Genomic DNA, 3386 nt, shown 5'->3' with positions numbered 1-3386 from the left:
GCTCATGGGTGGAACGTTGATTATTCGGCACACTTGATCGTCTTCTCCTTCTAGTACAGCTCTTTTCAGAGTGTGGAACGTTGAGGGGAGCGGCGAGTGGGCCGGGCACGCTGTTGGGTGTCTGAGGGAATGAACCCCCTCGATGCCGGCCCCAGTGAACTCGGATGAAGGTCCGGGGTGATGGGTGGCTGGTCGTTGTTTGAGAACTGCACAGTGGACGCGAGCATCTGTGGCCAAGTTTTTAAGGGCGCACGGTGGATGCCTTGGCACCAGGAACCGATGAAGGACGTGGGAGGCCACGATAGGCCCCGGGGAGTCGTCAACCAGGCTTTGATCCGGGGGTGTCCGAATGGGGAAACCCGGCAGTCGTCATGGGCTGTCACCCATACCTGAACACATAGGGTATGTGGAGGGAACGCGGGGAAGTGAAACATCTCAGTACCCGCAGGAAGAGAAAACAACCGTGATTCCGGGAGTAGTGGCGAGCGAAACCGGATGAGGCCAAACCGTATGCGTGTGAGACCCGGCAGGGGTTGCGTATACGGGGTTGTGGGATCTCTCTTTCACGGTCTGCCGGCCGTGAGACGAGTGAGAAACCGTTGATGTAGGCGAAGGACATGCGAAAGGTCCGGCGTAGAGGGTAAGACCCCCGTAGTCGAAACGTCAACGGCTCGTTGGAGAGACACCCAAGTAGCACGGGGCCCGAGAAATCCCGTGTGAATCTGGCGGGACCACCCGCTAAGCCTAAATATTCCCTGGTGACCGATAGCGGATAGTACCGTGAGGGAATGGTGAAAAGTACCGCGGGAGCGGAGTGAAATAGTACCTGAAACCGTGTGCCTACAAGCCGTGGGAGCGTCGCGCAAGGAACTTGTTCCTTGCGTCGTGACTGCGTGCCTTTTGAAGAATGAGCCTGCGAGTTTGCGGTGTGTTGCGAGGTTAACCCGTGTGGGGAAGCCGTAGCGAAAGCGAGTCCGAACAGGGCGGTAGAGTAGCGCGCTCAAGACCCGAAGCGGAGTGATCTAGCCATGGGCAGGTTGAAGCGGCTGTAAGAGGTCGTGGAGGACCGAACCCACCAGGGTTGAAAACCTGGGGGATGACCTGTGGTTAGGGGTGAAAGGCCAATCAAACTCCGTGATAGCTGGTTCTCCCCGAAATGCATTTAGGTGCAGCGTCGTGTGTTTCTTGCCGGAGGTAGAGCACTGGATAGGCGATGGGCCCTACCGGGTTACTGACCTTAGCCAAACTCCGAATGCCGGTAAGTGAGAGCGCGGCAGTGAGACTGTGGGGGATAAGCTCCATGGTCGAGAGGGAAACAGCCCAGAGCATCGACTAAGGCCCCTAAGCGTACGCTAAGTGGGAAAGGATGTGGAGTCGCACAGACAACCAGGAGGTTGGCTTAGAAGCAGCCACCCTTGAAAGAGTGCGTAATAGCTCACTGGTCTAGTGATTCCGCGCCGACAATGTAGCGGGGCTCAAGCGTACCGCCGAAGTCGTGTCATTCCAGCATGTACCCCCAACGGGGGCTGGGATGGGTAGGGGAGCGTCGTCTGCCGGGTGAAGCAGCCGCGGAAGCGAGTTGTGGACGGTTGACGAGTGAGAATGCAGGCATGAGTAGCGATTCACACGTGGGAAACGTGTGCGCCGATTGACTAAGGGTTCCTGGGTCAAGCTGATCTGCCCAGGGTAAGTCGGGACCTAAGGCGAGGCCGACAGGCGTAGTCGATGGATAACCGGTTGATATTCCGGTACCCGCTGTAAAGCGTCAGACATCGAATCCAGTGATGCTAAGCCCGTGAAGCCGTTCCGGACCCTTCGGGGAATGGAAAGTGGTGGAGCCGGTGACCCGAGCTGGTAGTAGGTGAGTGATGGGGTGACGCAGGAAGGTAGTCCATCCCGGGCGGTGGTTGTCCCGGGGTAAGGGTGTAGCCCGCACAGTAGGTAAATCCGCTGTGCATGTGGGTGAGACCTGATGCCGAGCCGATTGTGGTGAAGTGGATGATCCTATGCTGTCGAGAAAAGCCTCTAGCGAGTTTTATGGCGGCCCGTACCCTAAACCGACTCAGGTGGTCAGGTAGAGAATACCGAGGCGTTCGGGTGAACTATGGTTAAGGAACTCGGCAAAATGCCCCCGTAACTTCGGGAGAAGGGGGGCCATCACCGGTGATCACTCTTGCAGTGTGAGCTGGGGGTGGCCGCAGAGACCAGCGAGAAGCGACTGTTTACTAAAAACACAGGTCCGTGCGAAGCCGTAAGGCGATGTATACGGACTGACGCCTGCCCGGTGCTGGAACGTTAAGGGGACCGGTTAGTCCGATTTCGGTCGGGCGAAGCTGAGAACTTAAGCGCCAGTAAACGGCGGTGGTAACTATAACCATCCTAAGGTAGCGAAATTCCTTGTCGGGTAAGTTCCGACCTGCACGAATGGCGTAACGACTTCTCGACTGTCTCAACCATAGGCCCGGTGAAATTGCACTACGAGTAAAGATGCTCGTTTCGCGCAGCAGGACGGAAAGACCCCGGGACCTTTACTACAGTTTGATATTGGTGTTCGGTTCGGCTTGTGTAGGATAGCTGGGAGACTGTGAACTCTGGACGCCAGTTCAGGGGGAGTCGTCGTTGAAATACCAGTCTGGTCGTGCTGGATGTCTAACCTGGGTCCGTGATCCGGATCAGGGACAGTGTCTGATGGGTAGTTTAACTGGGGCGGTTGCCTCCTAAAGAGTAACGGAGGCGCCCAAAGGTTCCCTCAGCCTGGTTGGCAATCAGGTGTTGAGTGTAAGTGCACAAGGGAGCTTGACTGTGAGACCGACGGGTCGAGCAGGGACGAAAGTCGGGACTAGTGATCCGGCGGTGGCTTGTGGAAGCGCCGTCGCTCAACGGATAAAAGGTACCCCGGGGATAACAGGCTGATCTTCCCCAAGAGTCCATATCGACGGGATGGTTTGGCACCTCGATGTCGGCTCGTCGCATCCTGGGGCTGGAGTCGGTCCCAAGGGTTGGGCTGTTCGCCCATTAAAGCGGTACGCGAGCTGGGTTTAGAACGTCGTGAGACAGTTCGGTCCCTATCCGCTGCGCGCGCAGGAACATTGAGAAGGGCTGTCCCTAGTACGAGAGGACCGGGACGGACGAACCTCTGGTGTGCCAGTTGTTCTGCCAAGGGCATGGCTGGTTGGCTACGTTCGGGAGGGATAACCGCTGAAAGCATCTAAGCGGGAAGCCTGCTTCGAGATGAGTGTTCCCACCCCCTTTGAGGGGTTAAGGCTCCCAGGAGACGACTGGGTTGATAGGCCGGATCTGGAAGGCGGGTAACCGCTGGAGGTGACCGGTACTAATAGGCCGAGGGCTTGTCCTCAGTTGCTCGCGTCCACTGTGTTAGTTCTGAG

General features: G+C 57.4%; 1 rRNA gene. It reads left to right on the top strand.

Annotated elements, in window-relative coordinates:
* The first annotated feature begins 231 nt into the window (after positions 1-231).
* Positions 232-3355 (top strand): 23S ribosomal RNA (locus KCH48_RS41755).
* Positions 3356-3386 lie beyond the last annotated feature (31 nt).

Origin of the sequence: Streptomyces sp. GESEQ-4 (assembly GCF_017948455.1) — a bacterium.
Taxonomy (GTDB): Bacteria; Actinomycetota; Actinomycetes; order Streptomycetales; family Streptomycetaceae; genus Streptomyces.
This window is presented reverse-complemented; position numbering and strand designations above follow the sequence as displayed.